Genomic DNA, 21,026 nt, shown 5'->3' with positions numbered 1-21,026 from the left:
ATATTACATTTTTTGAAAATTGCAATACAAAAATGTAGAAATTCATAAAGTTGTTTTACCCAAAAACGTTTGTGACATTTTACGGCAAAATTTTGTTAATTTCTACAATACCTATTTTTTCTACTACAAAATATTGTATAATTATTATATACTTTATATTAAGGTGGTATTGTATGAGTATTTACGATAATGTTAAAAAAGCCGTTAGAGATTTTCAAAGATATGTAGATGTTCCAATATATCTCATCGATAAAGATGGCAAGTTGATCTTTTCAGGTGAAGAAAATTCTTTAAAAAAAGAAGGAATTTTTGTCGTAAACAGAGAATTTATAGACAAAAAGGATGTATACGAATGTCAAGCCATGACTTTCTACAACATATTTGTAAACGGATGGCGTTTCTTGACTGTCGGTGTTAAAGGCACTGGTGAGAAGGCTCGAAACATTGTCATGCTGTTATCGATGAGCTTTGAACACATTGCAAATCAGTTGTCGAAAGACGACTTGCTTTTAAAGCTTCTTTTAGGTGATTTAAAAGACGATGAGATGGAGTATTACTTTCAAAAATTTAAAATCGAAGAAAAAGAACTTTATAGAGTTATAATAATCGAGTCAAGTGAGCAGATTTATGATGCTCATAAGATAGTAGGTCACATATTTGAAAAGAACAGCTTTCAAACTATCATTCTAAGTGAAAATAGATTTGCTGTTTTGCTTTTAGAGACAGCTTTAACGGATATTGATATGGCTGCAAAAACTTTAAAGGATACAATTGAATCCGAAATATATATTAGGATAGATATGGGTGTTTCAAACAAAGCCTACAATTTTAAAGAGATAAGCAAAGGCTATGATGAAGCGTTTATAGCATTGAAATTTGGGGAAAAAATTGATAACAATGAGAAAGGGATTTACTTTTACAGAAGCTATGCTTTAGAGGATCTGCTGTTGAAGCTTTCAGATGATGACATTAAGAGATTTCTTATGGCTTTTACAGATGGCAATTTAGATTATTTCAATGACGATGAACTTGTTACGACTCTCAATGCTTTTTTTAGGAATAGTTTGAATTTAAGTGAAACATCAAGAGATTTGTACATCCATAGGAACACTTTAGTTTATAGATTGGATAAGATACATAAATTAACAGGATTTGATCCTAAACAGTTTAATGATGCCGTAATACTTAAGGTTTTAATGACGTTTGCGAAATTTTTACCATAGTAAAAACAATTTCGAAAGGAATGTTGCAGGAAATGATTAAATTTGTTGGGGTTTCAAAGAAGTACAAAAATGACATTATCGCTGTTTCAAATATCAATTTTACGATTGATAACGGCGAGTTTGTCTTTTTGGTGGGGCCAAGTGGTGCTGGAAAATCTACGATATTAAAGCTTCTTTTGAGAGAAGAAATTCCTACTACAGGAAGTATCTTTGTAGATAAAAAAGATATAACAAAGTTAAAAAGAAAAGAAGTGCCGTATTTAAGAAGAAATATCGGCGTAGTGTTTCAGGATTTTAAACTTTTGCCGAATAAAACAGTGTATGAGAATATAGCATTTGCACTGCAGATTGTGGAAGCTGAGCCTAAGTATATAAGAAGAAGGGTACCGATGGTTTTGTCTTTAGTTGGATTAAGCGAGAGAGCCAATTCGTATCCGCAGCAATTGTCTGGTGGTGAACAGCAGAGGGTGTCAATTGCAAGGGCGATTGTAAATGAGCCTTCGATTCTTGTGGCTGATGAACCTACGGGAAATTTGGATCCTGATACGTCATGGGAAATAGTAAAATTGCTGTCTGAAATCAATAAAAGGGGAACAACTGTAATAATGTCTACGCATGCAAAAGATATTGTTGATTCGATGAAGAAAAGGGTCATTGCTCTTGAAAAGGGAAATATAGTAAGAGATGAGATGAGAGGTGTTTACGGATATGAAGCTTAACACTGCAGCATATTACATAAGAGAAGGTCTTACGAATGTCAAAAGAAACAGAGCGATGACAGTTGCATCTATTACTTCTGTTACGGCGGCACTGCTGATATTAGGGCTGTTTTTGATAATCATACTTAACGTGGATTCTATGGCCAGCCAAGTTGAATCGCAATTGGAGCTTAAAGCATTCATAAATGATAATTATGATGCTGCTAAAGTGGCAAAAGTGGGTGAGGAGATAAAGGCAATAAGCGGTGTAAAATCCATAACGTTTGAGTCTAAAAAAGATGCTCTTAATAATTTTAAAAAGCAGTTGGGTGACAAAAGTTATTTAGTAAATGGCTTGGAAAATGACAATCCGATGCCGCAGTCTTTTATAGTCAAAGTGACAGATGCAAACATGATGAAGCAAGTGTCAGAAGAGATAAAGAAGATTGATGGTGTAACGCAGGTAAGCTATGGACAAGATGTGGTAGATAAACTGCTGGGAATTATAAAGATAATAAGGATTGTTGGCCTATTTGTGATACTTATTCTCTTTATAATTTCAGTTGTAATAATTTCAAACACAATTAAATTGGGAGTGTTTGCACGTCGCAGGGAGATTAACATCATGAAGTATATTGGCGCTACAGATTGGTTCATTAGGTGGCCATTTCTTGTAGAGGGCATTGTATTAGGGCTTGTCGGTTCAGTGCTGGCTATAGCTATCCTAGGTTTTATATACGGATATGCTTCAGACCTTGTGAACAACAAACTGATTATATTTACGCTTCTTCCTGCAGGTGTCGTGATAAGGCAATCACTTGTGTACTTTTTGGCTATGGGTTCTTTAATAGGTGCCATTGGCAGTGGTATATCTATAAAGAGATTTTTAAATGTCTGAGGAGGTATATTATTGAAGGAAGGAAAATGGAGGAAGATAATTTTTACATTATTAATTTCAGTGATGCTTCTTACGACATCATTTCCCAGAGCTGACCAACTGCAAGATGCAAAAAACAAATTAAACAATGTTCAAAGTGCCATAAATCAAAACAAGGCTAAGCAGAACCAGATTGCAAGTCAGAAGCAGGATATACAAAAGGAAATACAAGATCTTGATATGAAATTGAACGATACTACAAGACAGCTTAACGATGCAGAGGCGAAATTAAATGATGCGATAGCAAAATTAAATAAAGCACAGCAAGAGCTTGATACGGCAAAAAAGGCGGAAGAGAGTCAAAGGGATATATTGAAAGGAAGAGTAAGAGCCATGTACATAAGCGGTGGAGAAACAGGTTATCTTGATGTGCTTTTAAGTGCAAAAAGCTTTGCTGACTTTGTAACAAGGCTTGATTTAGTAGAAAGGCTTGTTGGATTTGATGTCAATCTCCTAAATTCGTATCAGCAGCAGAGAAAGACTGTTGAGGAAAAGACGAAGCAATTAACTATCGCAAAGCAGGATGCAGAAAATTACAAGAATCAAGTTGAAGCCAGAAAGAGGGATATTCAAGTTGCCTTGTCATCCAGGGAAGGATTTATGAGAGATTTAGAGAGGCAGCAAGAGCTATATGAGGAGCAAGAAAAGGCTCTTTTAGAGCAGTCAAAGCAATTGGAGAGCACCATAGCCAAATTGCAGTCCTCTAACACGGTTTATACAGGTGGAAAGCTTGGATGGCCTGTTCCCAGCAGTTCAACAATAACATCGCCATTTGGCACAAGGTATCATCCTATTTTGCATGAGTATATAATGCATACAGGCATTGATATAGCTGCATCATATGGAGCCGCTATAGTTGCTGCAGCAGATGGCAAAGTCATATACGCAGGATACTATGGTGGATATGGAAATGCGGTAATAATCGATCATGGCGGCGGCATAACCACTTTATACGGTCATAACTCCGAACTTTTAGTTACAGTCGGTGAAACGGTGAAAAGAGGCCAACAAATAGCAAGAGCTGGGAGCACTGGATTGTCGACAGGACCGCATTGTCATTTTGAAGTAAGAAAAAATGGAGTACCTGTAAATCCTATGGACTGGTTAAAATAACCGGTCTATTTTTTTTGTCACCATATTATTGTATAATAAGATGTAACATCATATAATTTAGAGAACTGTTTTGATATTTGGCAGTTTAATATTTTGGCTTTAAAGAAAGGAATGGATAAATATATGAATAAAAAAAGAATGGTTGCTGGTGCGGTTTTACTTGTATTTGTAAGCAGCATAATGACTTTTTACCTCACAAGGCTTGTACCACTTGCATACGGTGGTTCGGTGATTGTGCCAAGAGAAGAGTACAACCTTATTAAACAATACAGCAAGCTTTTTCAAGTTGAGAACATACTGACAAATGATTATGTCGATAAGATAGATCAATCTAAACTTGTTGATGGATCGATAAAGGGTCTTGCTAGCTCCCTTGGAGATCCATATACAGTTTACATGGATAAGAAAGACTACCAAGATTTCACTACACAGACGACAGGTTCTTATGCTGGTGTTGGCATCGTGGTTTCAGTTGACAAAGATGGACATATTGTAGTTGTTTCGCCAATGAAAGGAACACCAGGTGAGAAAGCTGGAATAAAATCTGGCGACATAATAGTATCTGTAGACAATGTTAAGGTTAATGGAAATAATTTAGATAAAGCTGTTTCTTTGATGAAAGGGCCTCAAGGCACTAAAGTTTCACTTGTTTTGATGAGAGACAATAAGCTTATTACTAAGACTTTGACGCGAGAGATAATCAAACTGCAGACGGTAAGCAGCACTATGCTGCCAGGCAACATAGGCTACATTAAGATGACGATGTTTGATGAAAACACATCTGCTGATTTTACAAAGGCTCTCGATGGTCTTAAATCACAGGGCTTAAAAGGACTTATCATAGATTTAAGAGACAATCCAGGTGGCATATTGGAGCAGTGTGTCAATATTGCTAATGAACTTTTGCCAAAGGGGCTTATAGTATCTACGAAAGGCAGACAAAGTAAGGATGACCAAGTGATATATGCAAAAGGGCCGGGGTTGCAAAAGCCGATAGCTGTCCTTGTTAATGGTGGAAGCGCCAGTGCTTCTGAAATACTGTCAGGGGCAATAAAAGACAGAAAAGTCGGTGTGCTTGTGGGTACAAAGACATTTGGCAAAGGTTTGGTACAGTCTGTCATAGATTTTGGCGATGGCACTGCCCTTAAGTACACATCTGCAAGGTACTACACGCCAAGCGGTGTAAACATTCAAGGGAAGGGCATTGAACCAAACTACGTTGTCGAGCTTCCAAAAAACTATGTCGTGACGGACACACCAGATTTAAAAGGCGATACACAGCTTATAAAAGCATACGACATAGTAAAATCAGAGATCAAATAAGGTGTTTATATGATATACATTAATTTAATATGGCTTATAATTAAATCTATTGCGTTGATGATTTTAAACCCTTTCATGTGGCTTGTCGTTGCCTTTATTTACTTTCAGTACAAGAGAAATGTAGAGATTGAAAGGCAGATGGTGGGAAAAGAGCAAACATCCCTTAAAGACCAGGTTTTAGATTCTACTATATATGGCTTTTTGATAGGCATTTTAGGAAGCATAGTGATAGTTTTTTTAGGAATAACAATAGATAATATTGGCATAGAGTACGTATTTCCGCTTGCTATACTGCTTATGCTGATAAATCCAAGGTATATATGTTTTTCTTACGCTGGCGGGATTGTATCACTCATAAGCTTGATGATTGGATATCCAAATGTAAATGTATCTGGGCTTATGGCTATTGTGGGCATTCTCCATCTGATGGAAAGCATACTCATTTACTTGGATGGTTCAGCAAATAGCATACCGGTATTCGTAAGGCTAAAAAACGGTAATATTGCCGGTGGATATACGATGCAGAAATTTTGGCCTATACCGTTTATTGCCTTGTCTACGACGACAGCCATATTAGGTGGTGCTTCATCCATAAACATGCCTGATTGGTGGCCTCTCTTAGGACCTTCTTCAAATTTAAAAGATATTGTATTTATCATGATGCCTGTAGTTGCTGCACTTGGGTATGGAGATATAGCGCTTACAGAGATGCCTAAGAAAAGAGCGCATAGATCATCAATAAGGCTTCTGGGTTTTAGCTTAATATTGATAGGATTATCTCTTTTAAGCATTAAAATATATATTTTCAAATGGATTGCGGCTTTCTTTGGACCGTTGGCACACGAGCTAATCATTATAATTGGGCAGAGGGAAGAAAAGACGAAAAAACCACTTTTTGAATACCAAGATACTGGTTTGATGGTGCTGTCTGTAGTAAAAAATTCTCCTGCTGAACAAATTGGAATAAAGCCAGGCGATGTGGTTTTAAAGATAAATGATATTCAGATTAACAGTGAAGATGATATTAAAAGATTGCTTTCAACCAATCCAACCATATTGTTTATTACAGTAAGAGAGGCTGATGGCAGTTTTGTCAGATATGAATACAGAAATTGCAAGGGGATAAATTGGCTTGGACTGCTTATCGTACCGCAGTATCCAGATAATTTATACAGCATAAGTGAGATGGAAAATGGGGGGTTGATAAAAAGCTTGTTGCGTAAGTTTACGAAAAAGCATTAGGAGGTAAAGCAGATGTTTGTAGAAACTTATGAGACATACAATGCTGTTTCTGATAAAACATTGAAAGGTAAATTGGTGGTTGTGATAGATACGCTTAGGGCTACCAGTGTCATAACGACAGCCCTTGTCAATGGTTCAAAAGAGGTTATACCAGTAGCTGATATTGAAGAAGCTGTAAACCTGTCTTACAATTTTGACAAAGATGAAATATTATTAGGTGGCGAGAGAAATGCCGTCAAAATCGATGGGTTTGATCTTTCCAACTCGCCTTTGGAATATTCAAAAGATGTTGTAGAAGGAAAAACTATCATATTGACGACTACTAATGGTACGAGGGCTTTAAAAAAGGCTTCTTCATCAGATGATGTGGTTGTTGGATGCCTTTTAAATGTTTCATCTATTGCAGAATACATCCAAAAAGAAGATAAAGATGTAGTAATCATCTGTGCTGGCACTGAGGGTAAATTCTCCATCGACGATATTATAACTGCAGGTGCTATTTTGCATAAGCTTAAAGAACTAAAGCCGTATGAAAGTGACGATTTGTCGAAGGCGTCATATTTTCTATATGAATCATTTAAAGACAATGTTTTAGACATAATGAAATATGGTTATCATTTAAACAGGATTGAAAAATTAGGTTATCATGATGATGTGGAGTTTTGCACAAGGATAGATATGTTTTCAATTGTTCCTAAATACATAAATGGTGTAGTAAAGATATGTTGAAAGCCGGCACATGCCGGCTAAAAACATATGTTTGTGTTGATTTTTTATATATGGTATAATATTATAAAATGCTTGGGAATTGTTTATAGAAGGTGTTTGTAATGAGTGAGTTCAAACTTGTATCAGATTATAAGCCTACAGGTGATCAGCCGGAAGCAATAAGAAAATTGACAGAAGGCGTAAACATAGGCCTTAAGTGTCAGACATTGTTGGGGGTCACCGGTTCTGGCAAAACATACACTATGGCAAATATCATAAAGAATGTCAATAAACCTACACTTGTAATTGCACATAATAAGACTTTAGCAGCTCAGCTTTGCGCAGAGTTTAAAGAATTCTTTCCAGAGAACGCTGTAGAATACTTTGTAAGTTACTATGACTACTATCAACCAGAGGCTTATGTTCCACAGACAGATACTTATATTGAAAAAGATGCATCCATAAACGAAGAAATTGATAAACTTAGGCATTCAGCTACTGCAGCCCTTTTCGAGCGAAGAGACGTGATTATCGTTGCCAGTGTTTCATGCATATACGGATTAGGTGATCCGGAGGATTATGAGGAGCTTATGCTTTCTTTAAGGCCTGGCATGATAAAAGATAGAGATGAGATTTTGAAGAAACTTGTTGACATTCAATACGAACGGAATGACATAAATTTTATAAGAGGCAAGTTTAGAGTGAGAGGTGATGTAATAGAGGTTTTCCCAGCATCATCATCTGACAAAGCAATCAGGATCGAGCTTTTTGGCGATGAGATCGATAGAATCACAGAAATAGATGTATTGACTGGCGAGATAATCGGCGAAAGAAGCCATGTGGCTATCTTTCCAGCATCACACTATGCTACATCGAAGGAAAAGTTGAAAAAAGCCATAGAAAGCATAGAAAAAGAGCTGGAAGAGAGGTATAAAGAGCTTAAGGATCAAGGGAAAATTTTGGAAGCTGAAAGGCTTAAACAGAGGACTAATTACGACATCGAGATGCTTCAAGAAGTTGGGTATTGTTCTGGAATTGAGAATTATTCGAGGCATATATCAGGCAGGGCCGCTGGAAGCCCGCCGTATACACTGTTAGATTACTTTCCTGATGATTTTTTAATGTTCATCGATGAATCACATGTCACAATACCGCAGATTAGAGGCATGTACAATGGAGATAGAGCCAGAAAAGAATCTTTGGTGGATTTTGGTTTTAGGCTTCCGTCTGCATTTGACAATAGACCTTTGAAATTTGAGGAATTTGAAGAGAGGATAAATCAGCTAATATGTGTTTCTGCTACACCCGGTCCATATGAATTGGAGCATTCTGAAAGAGTTGTTGAGCAGATAATAAGACCAACAGGGCTTGTAGACCCAGAAGTGGTTGTTAAACCTGTTAAAGGACAAGTAGATGATCTACTAAGCGAGATAAAAATGACTGTGGAAAAAGGATACAGAGTATTAGTCACGACTTTGACAAAAAAGATGGCCGAAGATTTAACAGATTATTTTAGGGACATGGGTGTGAAAGTGAAATATCTGCATTCGGATATTGAAACGATAGAGAGAATGGAGATAATTAGGGATTTGAGGTTAGGTAAGTTTGATGTCTTAATTGGAATAAATCTGTTGAGAGAAGGTTTGGATTTGCCTGAAGTGGCTTTAGTTGCCATTCTCGATGCAGATAAAGAGGGCTTTTTGCGTTCGGAAACTTCACTTATACAGACTATAGGCCGTGCTGCGAGAAATGCCGATGGAAAAGTCATCATGTATGCAGACATTGTAACAGAATCTATGAAAAACGCCATAAACGAAACCAACAGAAGAAGAGCCATACAGATGGAATACAACAAAAAGCACGGTATTACGCCAAAGACGATTGTAAAAGGCATAAGAGATGTGATAGAGGCTACAAAAGTAGCAGAAGATAAGGGCACTTATAAGGTGAAGAAAGCAGAAGTAATAGACAAAGTATCTATTGAGAAAATGATAAGTGAACTTGAAAAAGAGATGAAAAAAGCTGCAAAAGACCTTGAATTTGAAAAAGCTGCAAAACTCAGAGATAGGATATTTGAACTTCAAAAGATGATGAAAAATGCTATATGATTGCTATTGCAATTTTTCAAACACATGAAAGGAAGAAGCAAATTGGCAATAGATAAAATCGTAATTAAAGGTGCAAAAGTCCATAATTTGAAAAATATTGACGTTGAAATACCGAGAGACAAGTTTGTCGTCATAACTGGGCTTTCTGGCTCAGGGAAATCGTCATTGGCATTTGACACGATATATGCGGAAGGACAGCGTAGATATGTGGAGTCTCTATCTGCCTATGCGAGACAATTTTTAGGTCAGATGGATAAACCAGATGTGGAGTACATCGAAGGTTTGTCACCTGCAATATCTATAGATCAGAAGACTACGAATAGAAATCCCCGCTCTACAGTAGGGACGGTTACAGAAATATACGATTATCTGAGATTATTGTACGCAAGGATAGGTATACCACATTGCCCTAAATGTGGCAGAGAGATTTCCATGCAGACAGTTGATCAGATGGTGGACAGAGTAATGAAGTTGGATGAAGGCACAAGGATACAAGTCCTTTCGCCTATCATAAGAGGGCGCAAAGGCGAGTACCAAAAGCTCATGGAAGACGTAAAGAAAAGCGGATACGTCAGAGTGAGAATAGATGGAATAATGTACGATTTAAGCGAAGACATAAAATTAGAAAAAAACAAAAAACACACTATAGAGGTTGTTGTAGACAGAATAATTGTAAAGCCACATATCGAGTCAAGGATTACAGATTCAATAGAATCTGCACTAAAGCTGTCAGATGGAATCGTCACAATTGACGTCATAGGTCAAGAAAGCTTTACGATGTCTGAGAAGTATTCATGTCCTGACTGCAACATAAGTATTGAAGAACTTTCTCCAAGGATGTTTTCTTTTAATAGCCCTTACGGTGCTTGCCCAACGTGTGCTGGGTTAGGTGAATTTATGAGAATCGATCCGGATTTGCTTATAAGAGATAGAAGCAAGTCGTTAAAAGATGGAGTGTTTTCTGGATTTATCGTATCACAGGAAAGTTACACGTATCAAAATATTTTAAACCTTGTAGAAAGCTATGGATATAGTGAGAATACTCCATTAGAAGAGTACAGCGATGATTTGATAAATGTTTTACTGTATGGGAAAGATAAAAACGGTAAAAGACATGGATTTGAGGGAATAGTAAGTAATTTGGAGAGACGGTATAATTCCACTAATTCAAGCTTTATGCGGGAAGAAATAGAAAAGTACATGAGGCCAATCGTATGTCCTGATTGTCATGGTGCTCGCCTAAAACCCGAAGTGTTGGCTGTCACTGTAGGTGGTATACCTATAAACAAGATGACAGATTTTTCTGTAACAGAACTTCTGCAATTTATGGATGAACTTAAATTGACAGAAAGAGAGGAGTTTATTGCACATCAAATAATTAAAGAAATTAAAGCAAGGCTTAATTTCTTAAAAGATGTAGGATTGGATTACCTTACTCTTTCAAGAAATGCAGGTACATTATCAGGCGGAGAGTCTCAGAGGATAAGGCTTGCCAGCCAGATAGGTTCAGGATTGGTAGGAGTTACTTATATACTTGATGAGCCCAGCATAGGGCTTCATCAAAGAGATAACGAAAGGCTTTTAAATTCCCTTAAGAAGTTGAAGGACCAAGGAAATACGCTGATTGTAGTTGAGCATGACGAGGATACCATGTTTGCTGCAGATTACATCGTCGACGTAGGTCCAGGTCCTGGAGAACATGGCGGTAAAATCGTTGCTGTAGGAACAGTAGAAGATATAATGGCATGTGAAGAATCTCTTACTGGTCAGTATTTGAGTGGGAAGAAGAAAATCGATGTTCCAAAGACAAGGAGAAAGCCTAATGGTAACTACTTGACAATTCGCGGTGCAGCTGAAAACAACTTAAAAAATATAGATGTTACGTTTCCACTTGGCATACTTATATGTATAACAGGCGTGTCTGGATCAGGCAAAAGTACCCTTATAAACGAAATTCTCTACAAAGCGCTGGCACAAAAATTGTACAAAGCAAAGGACTTGCCTGGGAAATATGCTGCATTAGAAGGAATTGAGAATATAGACAAAGTCATAAACATCGACCAGTCACCTATAGGAAGAACCCCCAGATCAAATCCAGCCACGTATACAGGTGTATTTGATCCTATTAGAGAACTATTTTCAAATACGCCAGATGCCAAGATGAGAGGCTATAAACCTGGTCGCTTTAGCTTCAATGTCAAAGGTGGAAGGTGCGAGGCCTGCAGTGGTGATGGTATAATAAAGATTGAGATGAACTTTCTTCCAGACGTATACGTGCCATGTGAAGTATGTAAAGGCAACAGGTATAATAGAGAAACCTTGGATATAAAATACAAGGGTAAGAATATATCTGATGTTTTAAATATGACGGTGGAAGAAGCGTTGGAGTTTTTTGCCAATATACCAAGGATAAAAAGCAAGTTGGAGACATTGAATGATGTGGGATTAGGTTATATTAAGTTAGGGCAGCCTTCTACGCAGCTTTCTGGTGGCGAAGCCCAAAGAGTCAAATTGGCAACTGAATTATCAAGGCGTTCTACAGGCAAGACGGTTTATATACTTGATGAGCCTACTACAGGTCTTCACTTTGCAGATGTCGACAGGCTCTTGGATGTGCTAAACAGGCTTGTGGACGGAGGCAATACTGTAATTGTGATAGAGCACAACTTAGACGTTATTAAATCTGCTGATTACATCATCGACATGGGACCTGAGGGCGGAGACAGAGGAGGAACTATTGTGGCTACTGGCACACCAGAGGAAGTGGCTGAAAACAGCCTATCATATACGGGGCAGTTTTTGAAAAAAATTCTTGCCAGATAATGAGGTGTTTTTATGTATCAACTGGCAGCAAACATATTAAAATATGTATTATTACTGCTTATATATCTTTTTTTGTACAGAGTTTTTAAGATTATTTACCTTGACATTAAAGGTGTAAGAAAAGAAAGAGAGATTACAAAGGCAAAGTTGGTTTCTCTTTCAGGTATGGGTAGCTTTAACCTTTTTGAAGTGACAACAATTGGCAGAGCCGACGATTGCGATATAGTCGTTGATAATCCTTATGTATCCAGTAAACATGCCATGATCAGAAAAAAAGGTAAAAAATACATCATACAAGATCTAAATAGCACGAATGGGACGTTTGTAAATGGTAGGCGTGTAAAAAACATTGTTAGATTAAAAAATGAAGATGTGATAAAACTGGGGAATGAAGAGTACAGATTTTTGATTTAAGGTGGTATCTGATGGAAGAGTATGTTAAGACTGGCTCGAAGGCTATGAAAGATGTTTTTTTGATATTTGTAATCGCCTTTATGCTACTTTTTATATATCATAAGCCTAAAGGGTTTGATACGATTTACTTTACGATAGCCTTTTTGCCGCTTATTTACATTGTTTATTATTTGCATGTTAGGCTTTTTCCGATGGGAGAAATTCAGCTTATTATACTAAGCTCTTTCTTGGCAGAGATGGGCCTCATAATGATATACAGAGTGGCGCCTGATTTGATATTGAAGCAAATTGCTTGGATATTTATAGGCTTTATTTTGTACTTTGCTTCATCATACGCTTCTCTCCATTATGACTTTTTTTACAAGGTTAAGTACGGAGACTACGTGTACTTAGCAATATCCTTTATTTTGTTGTTTTCCACATTTATATTTGGAAAGGAAATAGGTGGATCTAAAAACTGGCTTACGTTTGGTTCCGTTTCAGTACAGCCATCTGAAGTGGTTAAGATAATTTATATAATATACCTTGCAAGGTATTTAAAAGACCATAAGACCACAAACGACATAATAAAAATAGGCGCAATAACAATTTTGATTGTAGGAATTTTGGTGATTGAAAAAGACCTTGGTACTGCGCTACTGTTTTACCTCACAACGATGTTCATGATATTTGTGGCAACTTCAAGTGTACTTTACACAGGCGTAGGTGTAGCTTTTTTAGGAATTGGAGGCGTCATTTCGTACTTTCTTTTTAATCATGTTCGCGTTAGAATACAGGCATGGCTAAATCCGTGGATGGATGTGCCTGGGAAGACATACCAAATTGCCCAGTCTCTCTTTGCAATAGGTGCAGGAGGCTTTTTTGGCACGGGTCTTGGCATGGGTCATCCCGAATATATTCCGGTTGTGGCCAGCGATTTTATTTTTTCAGCCATCAGTGAAGAGTTTGGAATGTTGGGTGCTGTTGCTATAATCTTGGTCTACTTTGTGATAATGTACAGAGGTATAAAAGTCGCTCTTGACGCCAAAGATGAGTTTGGCGCTTTGATTGCTATAGGACTTACCAGTATATTCAGTTTACAAGTTTTTACAATAATAGGCGGCGTCATAAAATTCATACCATTGACAGGTGTGACACTTCCTTTTGTAAGCTACGGCGGAAGCTCTATGGTAATGAGCTTTATAACATTGGGTATGTTAAACGGCATCGCAGTAAGAGAGGATGAGGATGTTGAACAGTATGAACCGCAACATTAAAATACTTTTTGCCGTCTTTTCAATTCTTTTTTTTAGCCTCATAGCGTATCTTTCTTACTTTCAATTATATGAAAAGAATAAACTTATCACAAGTTCATACAGCGTCTATAACAAAAGGCTGATCGAACAGGAAAAAAAGATTTTAAGAGGCAGTATTTACGATAGAAATGGCAATGTCCTGGCAAAAAGCACTATTGTAAATGGAGAACAAATTAGGCAGTATCCTGATGGGGTGCCTTTTGCAGATATAATCGGATACAGCAGGAGGATATATCAACAAGGCAGTACAGGCATAGAAAACACGTACGACAGAGAGCTGTTGGGAATGATCAATACAGATCCTATGACTTTTTTAAGAGAGACTGTCTTAGGCAAAAGTCAGGTTGGCGATGATGTGGTATTGACTGTAGATAAAAGACTGCAGGATTTGGCGTATAGCTTATTAGGAGGCAGAAAAGGTGCTGTAGTGGCTTTAGATCCAAAAACAGGTGCAGTGTTGGCTTTAGTATCGTCCCCATCCTACGATCCAAATACTTTAAGCGAAAACTGGAGCAGTGTGATGAATAGCCCTGATCACGTCGTCTTAAATAGGGCTACACAGGGATTGTACCCTCCAGGTTCAATATTTAAAATCATAACGGCTTCTGCTGCTTTGACGTACAAACCGGATATTTACAATCAAACATTTAACGATGTAGGGTATGTAACAGTTGATGGGAATAAGATTACAAACTATGACAACATAGCTTATGGGACTATAGGGTTTCAAAAGGCATTTTACGTTTCTTCCAATACCTCTTTTGTAAAAATAGGACTTCAATTGGGACGTTCGAATTTAGAAGCGATGGCCAACAAGTATGGATTAAATGACAGCGTTCCATTTGACATACCTGTTGAAAAGAATCAGTTTCCATCAATTCCGTTAATAAACGGAAAGGTCCAATTAGCAGAAAGTTCCATTGGGCAAGGCAAGATTTTAGTGACGCCGCTTACGATGGCTTTGATGGCTTCGGCACCTGCAAACGGTGGAGTTATAATGAAACCATATCTTATGGATTACGTCAAAAATCCAGTCACCGGAGAGATATTAGAAAAGACGACACCCGAAAAATATCTAAATCCGATAACAAAAGATGTAGCTGATAAAATAAAACAACTTATGATAGGTGTTGTACAGCAAGGTACAGGTACGGCTGCGCAGATATCAGGGATTACTGTTGCAGGCAAAACAGGTACTGCAGAAAATCCACATGGGCAAGCACATGCTTGGTTTGTAGGATTTGCACCTGCTGACAATCCAAAGATCGTCGTCTCAGTAATCATAGAAAATGGCGGCGCTGGTGGAACTACTGCTGCGCCTATTGCCAGAGAAGTCATGAAGGCGTATTTAGGTTATTGATATAATGTAAATATACCATTTAAGGTGATGATATGATAAACATCGAAGAAAAATTAAAATTGTTGCCTGACAAACCAGGTGTATATATAATGAAAGACTCAAGCGGCAAGATAATTTACGTTGGAAAGGCTGTCATCTTAAAAAATCGCGTAAGGCAGTATTTTCAAAATCAGTCGAATCAGCTTCCAAAAGTTAGAACAATGGTAAAGCATGTTGCAGATTTTGAGTACATTGTGACAGATACAGAATTAGAAGCCCTAATATTGGAATGCAACTTAATAAAAAAGCATAAGCCCAAGTACAACATACTGCTTAAAGACGATAAAAACTACCCTTATATAAAGATAACAGTAAATGAAGACTATCCAAGGATCGTCTTTACCAGGAAGGTTGATATGGATGGCGCTAAGTATTTTGGACCTTACAGCAGTGCGTTTGCGGTAAGGGAGACGATAAAACTTTTAAGACATATGTTTCCTTTAAGGTCATGCAACAGAAACATAGAGAGAGATATAGGCAAAGGCAGAGAATGTCTGTATTATCATATCGGATTGTGCTCAGCGCCGTGTACAGGCCGTATAACAAAAGAGGAATACAAAAAACTGACAGATGATGCCTTGATGTTCTTAGAAGGCAAGCGGGATGTGCTGCTTAAAAAGCTAAAGGAAGAGATGGAAAAGGTAGCGGAAAATATGGAATTTGAGAAGGCTGCAAAATTAAGAGATCAAATATACGGAATCGAGAAGACATCAGAGAAGCAGAAAATAGTTTCTGCATCTTTAGAAGATCAAGATGTAATATCTATGGCAAGAAGTGCAGAGGATGCATGCATTCAAGTGTTTTTTATAAGAGATGGAAAAGTAAGCGGCAGAGAGCATTATTTTATGAAAAATACTGACGATATGGACAGAAGCGAAATTATGTCATCTTTTATAAAGCAATTTTATGACAGTGCACCGTATGTGCCAAAAGAGATCATATTGGATGTAGATATGGAAGAAAAGGATGTTTTGGTGGAATGGCTTTCTGAAAAGCGTGGAAATAAAGTGTCTATCGTCGTTCCATCAAGGGGTAAAAAGAAAGAACTGGTAGATATGGTATATGAGAATGCCCTTGAAGCTTTAAAAAATGACGTAAGCTTAAAGATGGAAAGACATAAAAATGATGCTGTATCAGAGTTATCTAACCTTGTAGGAATTGACTATGCCGAGAGAATTGAGGCTTTTGACATATCAAATATAAGGGGAACCGATAATGTAGCATCGATGGTTGTATTTGTAGATGGAAAACCTCATAAATCGTCCTATAGAAAGTTTATCATAAAGACGGTGGAGGGACAAGATGATTACGGCAGCATGAGAGAGGCCATTTCAAGGAGAATATCTCATGGGCTTAAAGAGCAAAAGCAGATTGAGACTGGTGAACTTAAAGAGGAAAAAGCTAAGTTTCACATTATGCCAGATCTCATTCTTGTTGATGGTGGACTGGGGCATGTCAAGACAGTAATAGAAGCGCTACAACAATTAAATGTTGAGATTCCTGTGTATGGTATGGTAAAAGATTCAAAACACAGGACAAGAGGATTAGTTTCACCTGATGGAGAAATAGATATGCCTATGACAGGCAGGGCTTTTAGGCTTGTGGCTGAAATTCAAAATGAAGCCCACAGATTTGCTATTACATTCCATAAAGATACAAAAAGTAAAAAGTTACGAAGCGATCTCTTAAACATACCAGGCATTGGTGAAAAGCGAATGAAAGCATTGTATAATGCTTTTAAGACAATTGATGGCATTAAAAATGCAACAGTCGATGAACTTAAAAAAGTTGAAGGAATGAACGAGAAAGCTGCTAATGCCGTATATGATTATTTTAGAAGCCATGGATAAGCGAAATTAAAAACATTATAACAAAAGAGGCATCATTAAGAACATGATACCTCTTGGCGCAAGTTTAGCCAGATATCCTGAAATATATCTGCATACTGTGGTGATGATCTTATTTCTTCGATTATCCTTGGCCTTTTTATGTCTATATCGTAGATGTTTTTTATTTTACCAGGATGTCTGGTCATAAGCATTATTTTATCTGATAGGAATATAGCTTCGTCTATGCTGTGGGTGACGAATATGACTGTTTTTCCGCTTTTTTCCCATATTTTTAGAAGTTCCTGCTGAAGGAGAACCCTATTTTGTTCATCTAAGTTTGCAAAAGGTTCATCCATAAGCAGTATTTCTGGATCATTGGCAAATGCCCTGGCGATGGAAACTCTCTGCTTCATGCCACCTGATAGTTGGTGTGGATAAGCGTGTTTGAAAGGAGTAAGACCCATCTTGTCTATATAGAAGTCTACTATATCATTTATTTGATTAGGCTTTATCTTTCTCATTTTAAGACCATAAGCGATATTGTTTTTTACATCCATCCATGGAAATATGGCGTGTTCTTGAAAGACCATGGAGTTAAGAGGCTTGCTGTCATCTACATGCTTAATGTAAATTGTCCCGTCTGTGGGAGCTTCAAGTCCTGCTAATACGCGCAATAGTGTCGTTTTTCCACATCCGCTGGGACCTATGAAGCACCAAAATTCACCTTCTTTGATTTGCAAAGAAATGTCTTCAAAAGCAGTTACGATATTTTTCTTGATTTTGAACTTTTTTGTCAGATCTTTTAATTCAACTTTAACATCTTTCATAATTTATCACCATCTTTATTGAAATTGGTTTGATGCGCTAGCTGTGCTTCCAAGGAATTATCAATTTTTCTATTAAATCCAGAATAATTGTAAATACGTATCCTAATATTGACATGATTATGAAGGAAACGAACATGGCAGGTATATCAAATATATTGTAGGATTCCCATATTCTATACCCTATGCCTGAGCTTGCACCGTTCATTTCGGCAGCTACTATGAGTAGGAGAGCCATTCCCATGCCAAGCTTCAACCCGGTAAATATCATCGGCAGTGCTCCGGGAAGGGCAACTGTCAAGTAGTAGTCTTTTTTCGATGCTCCATAGTTTCTGGCTACATCCATGTATATTTTATCTAAATTTATTACACCTGCTGCTGTATTCATAAGGACGATGAAAAAAGTGCCTATTGCGATGACGACTATTTTTTCTAAGTCGTTAAGTCCAAACATTATCATGATAAGTGGCATTAAAGCTAATTTTGGTATAGGATATGTGGCAGCTACAATAGGGTCTAATATATTTCTGATTATGGGGAAAAGCCCCATTGTAAGCCCGATTATAAGCCCAGGTACAGCTCCTACTATAAATCCCCCGATGATTCTAAAAAGACTTACAGACAGATCGTTTAAGAGTATACCTGTTGTTAAAAGATTTATAAACGAGTGAAATATCATAGAAGGAGCAGGGAAAAATCTGGTGTCAATCAACCTTAAATCAGCTAATATTTCCCAAAGGATTAAAATGGCTATGGGAGAGATTATCTGCTGTATAAACTTATTGGATTTTGCTTCGTCTTTGAGTTTTTTATCTTTTTTGTTTTTTACACTTGTTTTTGCGCTGCTTTTTTCTAATACATTTGTGCTGTTCAAGCGAATCACCCCTTATGCCAGATTATGGACTTTTATATGGTCCTAAAACTTTTAATGCATTTTCAACGTACGAGTCATCTACAAATTTATTGACATCAGGTGCTTTTTTAACCATTCCTTTGCTCATGTACCAATTTAGATCATTTAAAACACCTTGTTTTAATACGTGACCATTTGGGTCAAGTCCTGGTGGCTTCATCTTTTTAAATGTTTCTGGTGTGTTTACAAACGTGTATTTTGTGAGTATTCTTATTATCTTGTCTTGGTCTTTATTGCCTGTTATAAATGCATCGTTGTATGCTCTAACGCCTTGTAGATAAGCAATCATAAACCTGTTGCCCAAATCTTTGTTTTTGGAGAAATTTGGGCTGTACATTAAAACAGATATTTCTTCGCCTTTAATGTATTCATCAGGGTCTTTCCACCATTCAAGTATGTTTTCTTCTACACCTTTAGTTATGAGAGGCTCTATTTCCATAGCTGCATCTGCGCTTCCATTGGCGACGGCGGTTAGCATATCTGGGAATGAATCCACAACAACAAATGTTATATCCTTGTCAGTTAAACCGCCTTTTTCTAATGCCTTTTGAACAAAAAGTTCGTTTATTGATCCTGTAGATGCTATTGCTATTCTTAAACCCTTTAAATCTTTAAAGTCTTTGACTTTTTGCCCCAATCCTTTTTTTAAAGCTATTTGGAAGTAACCTTTTCCTGGTATATTATGTCCTCCATCTGCTACAAGCTTTATATCTATGCCGCTATTCCAAGCATTGAAAAGTCCTGCGTTTATTATTCCTCTGCTTACATCAACTTGGTTTGATGCCATTGCTGAAAGTTCATCAGCACCTGAATTAAATTTTACGTATTCGATTTTTATACCTTGTTTTGCGAAAAAGCCTAATTTGTCAGCTAAAATTATACCTGATTCAGACGGGGAATCATCAAATGCGACTCTTACAGTTTCTATCTTGTTTACGGCTGTGCTTTTTTGCTCTTTTCCACAGCCGCTTATAGAGATGATAAATAAAAGTATAAAAAGAAATGAAAGAATTTTTTTCATGTTGCGCCTCCTTCTATTTATTTGGAATAAGTTTTACTTTATCTTATTCAACAAATAAATAAAAGGTTCTATCAAATGTTAATAAATTCGACTAAACACAATTGATTCTTCAGTGTGTAATGCGTATATTTGAAAATATATCAGATGTAATCAGTCAGACCTCTTATCGACACTTCACCAGATGTTATCGCTTTTTTTTCGCCGTTTTTAAACATGATGATGAGATTACCGTCATTGTCTATGTCAATAGCTCGTCCTACATATTCCTTGTTGTTCATAATGACTTTTACATCTTTTTCTAATGTCAAAGAGTATTCTTTGCACAGATTTCTAATGTTGAAAAATCCCTCATTAAGGAATGTACGATAATATTTTTCAAAATTGTTTAGTATAGATGCCGTTAAAAGCTTTCTATCTATTTTTTTCGAAGCCTCAATGGAGAGAGATGTAGCTTTATCCTGCAAATCAACTGGAAAACTAACAACATTGGCATTTACTCCTATGCCTACTACTATAAAATTTATCTTATCTAATTCGCCATTCATTTCTGTCAGAATTCCACAAACTTTTTTACCATTTACGATTATGTCATTTGGCCACTTTATGTAAGATGTCAAATTTGCTGTTTCTTTTATTGCGTCTACTAATGATACTGCTGCAACTTGTGTCAGCTTAACTGCGTCATTAGGTGCTATATCTGGTTTGAGTATAATAGACATCCATATACCTTGCTTTTTGTAAGAAACCCAGATTCTACCCATGCGGCCTCTTCCAGATGTCTGTTCTTCTGCAACGATTGTCGTTCCATCAGGGGAATCTGAAGCTATTTCTTTTGCATAGTCATTTGTAGATGATATTGTATCGAAGTACAGATAGTTTCTTCCTATAAAATCAGTCTTTAGATTTGGAGATATTTCAGTGTAATTTATGATATCAGGTTCTTCCATCAGAATGTATCCTGATTTGTGTTTGGAATCTATGATGTAACCGTCTGACTTCAACTCATTTATGCACTTCCACACTGCTGTCCTTGAAACATTTAACTTGTAGCACAAATCTTGACCTGATGTGTATTTTCCTTTATTTGATTTCAAAATCGATAAAACATCATTTTTTAGCAAAGCTACTCACCCTCAATTTTAGATTCAAGTCTATT

The 21,026-nt window shown here is 37.0% G+C and carries 17 protein-coding genes; 13 read left to right on the top strand and 4 right to left on the bottom strand.

Features of this window, described 5'->3' with window-relative positions:
- Positions 1-173 precede the first annotated feature (173 nt).
- The 13 genes from HNR52_RS02675 to uvrC all read left to right on the top strand — a co-directional run bounded on the left by HNR52_RS02675 (position 174) and on the right by uvrC (position 17,133).
- A complete protein-coding gene (locus tag HNR52_RS02675; RefSeq protein ID WP_435619638.1) occupies positions 174-1,223 on the top strand; it encodes a PucR family transcriptional regulator in 1,050 nt (349 codons plus the stop codon).
- A gap of 32 nt (positions 1,224-1,255) precedes the next feature.
- A complete protein-coding gene (gene ftsE / locus HNR52_RS02670) occupies positions 1,256-1,942 on the top strand; it encodes a cell division ATP-binding protein FtsE (protein ID WP_013787318.1) in 687 nt (228 codons plus the stop codon).
- Positions 1,932-2,819: a permease-like cell division protein FtsX gene (gene ftsX, locus HNR52_RS02665; RefSeq protein WP_435619637.1), complete on the top strand. Its 888-nt coding sequence runs from the start codon at positions 1,932-1,934 to the stop codon at positions 2,817-2,819. The genes ftsE and ftsX overlap by 11 nt, the downstream gene beginning before the upstream one ends.
- Before the next feature lie 12 nt (positions 2,820-2,831).
- Complete coding sequence (locus tag HNR52_RS02660; RefSeq protein WP_435619636.1) at positions 2,832-3,971, top strand: murein hydrolase activator EnvC family protein; 1,140 nt, start codon at positions 2,832-2,834, stop codon at positions 3,969-3,971.
- A gap of 123 nt (positions 3,972-4,094) precedes the next feature.
- Positions 4,095-5,294, top strand: a complete 1,200-nt coding sequence (locus tag HNR52_RS02655; RefSeq protein ID WP_013787321.1) for a S41 family peptidase — start codon at positions 4,095-4,097, stop codon at positions 5,292-5,294.
- A 9-nt stretch (positions 5,295-5,303) separates the two neighbouring features.
- A complete protein-coding gene (locus HNR52_RS02650; RefSeq protein ID WP_435619635.1) occupies positions 5,304-6,536 on the top strand; it encodes a PDZ domain-containing protein in 1,233 nt (410 codons plus the stop codon).
- 12 nt (positions 6,537-6,548) lie between these two features.
- Positions 6,549-7,265, top strand: coding sequence for a 2-phosphosulfolactate phosphatase family protein (locus HNR52_RS02645; RefSeq protein ID WP_013787323.1), 717 nt, complete (start codon positions 6,549-6,551; stop codon positions 7,263-7,265).
- Between the two features lie 101 nt (positions 7,266-7,366).
- On the top strand, positions 7,367-9,352 hold the full coding sequence (uvrB, locus tag HNR52_RS02640; protein ID WP_435619634.1) for an excinuclease ABC subunit UvrB: 1,986 nt from the start codon (positions 7,367-7,369) through the stop codon (positions 9,350-9,352).
- Positions 9,353-9,394: 42 nt separating this feature from the next.
- Positions 9,395-12,175, top strand: a complete 2,781-nt coding sequence (gene uvrA / locus HNR52_RS02635; RefSeq protein ID WP_435619679.1) for an excinuclease ABC subunit UvrA — start codon at positions 9,395-9,397, stop codon at positions 12,173-12,175.
- Between the two features lie 12 nt (positions 12,176-12,187).
- The gene (locus HNR52_RS02630; RefSeq protein ID WP_013787326.1) at positions 12,188-12,589 is read left to right on the top strand and encodes an FHA domain-containing protein; all 402 of its coding nucleotides are present in this window, start codon (positions 12,188-12,190) and stop codon (positions 12,587-12,589) included.
- Between the two features lie 11 nt (positions 12,590-12,600).
- A complete protein-coding gene (locus tag HNR52_RS02625) occupies positions 12,601-13,845 on the top strand; it encodes an FtsW/RodA/SpoVE family cell cycle protein (protein WP_435619633.1) in 1,245 nt (414 codons plus the stop codon).
- The gene (locus HNR52_RS02620) at positions 13,817-15,244 is read left to right on the top strand and encodes a peptidoglycan D,D-transpeptidase FtsI family protein (RefSeq protein ID WP_435619632.1); all 1,428 of its coding nucleotides are present in this window, start codon (positions 13,817-13,819) and stop codon (positions 15,242-15,244) included. Before HNR52_RS02625 ends, HNR52_RS02620 begins: the two co-directional genes overlap by 29 nt.
- 35 nt (positions 15,245-15,279) lie before the next feature.
- Complete coding sequence (uvrC, locus tag HNR52_RS02615) at positions 15,280-17,133, top strand: excinuclease ABC subunit UvrC (protein WP_435619678.1); 1,854 nt, start codon at positions 15,280-15,282, stop codon at positions 17,131-17,133.
- A gap of 35 nt (positions 17,134-17,168) precedes the next feature.
- On the opposite strand, the gene HNR52_RS02610 is transcribed toward uvrC, so the two are convergent.
- The 4 genes from HNR52_RS02610 to HNR52_RS02595 form a co-directional block, all read right to left on the bottom strand.
- The gene (locus HNR52_RS02610) at positions 17,169-17,939 is read right to left on the bottom strand and encodes an ABC transporter ATP-binding protein (protein ID WP_435619631.1); all 771 of its coding nucleotides are present in this window, start codon (positions 17,937-17,939) and stop codon (positions 17,169-17,171) included.
- Positions 17,940-17,976: 37 nt separating this feature from the next.
- Positions 17,977-18,819: an ABC transporter permease gene (locus tag HNR52_RS02605; protein WP_435619630.1), complete on the bottom strand. Its 843-nt coding sequence runs from the start codon at positions 18,817-18,819 to the stop codon at positions 17,977-17,979.
- 13 nt (positions 18,820-18,832) lie between these two features.
- A complete protein-coding gene (locus HNR52_RS02600) occupies positions 18,833-19,870 on the bottom strand; it encodes an ABC transporter substrate-binding protein (RefSeq protein WP_013787332.1) in 1,038 nt (345 codons plus the stop codon).
- 140 nt (positions 19,871-20,010) lie between these two features.
- A complete protein-coding gene (locus tag HNR52_RS02595; RefSeq protein ID WP_435619629.1) occupies positions 20,011-20,991 on the bottom strand; it encodes a biotin--[acetyl-CoA-carboxylase] ligase in 981 nt (326 codons plus the stop codon).
- Positions 20,992-21,026: the final 35 nt, after the last annotated feature.

The sequence above is a fragment of the Thermoanaerobacterium thermosulfurigenes genome, assembly GCF_051201035.1.
GTDB classification, from domain to species: Bacteria; Bacillota; Thermoanaerobacteria; order Thermoanaerobacterales; family Thermoanaerobacteraceae; genus Thermoanaerobacterium; species Thermoanaerobacterium thermosulfurigenes.
Note: the sequence above shows the minus strand (reverse complement) of the source record. Positions and strands in the feature narration are given on the sequence as shown.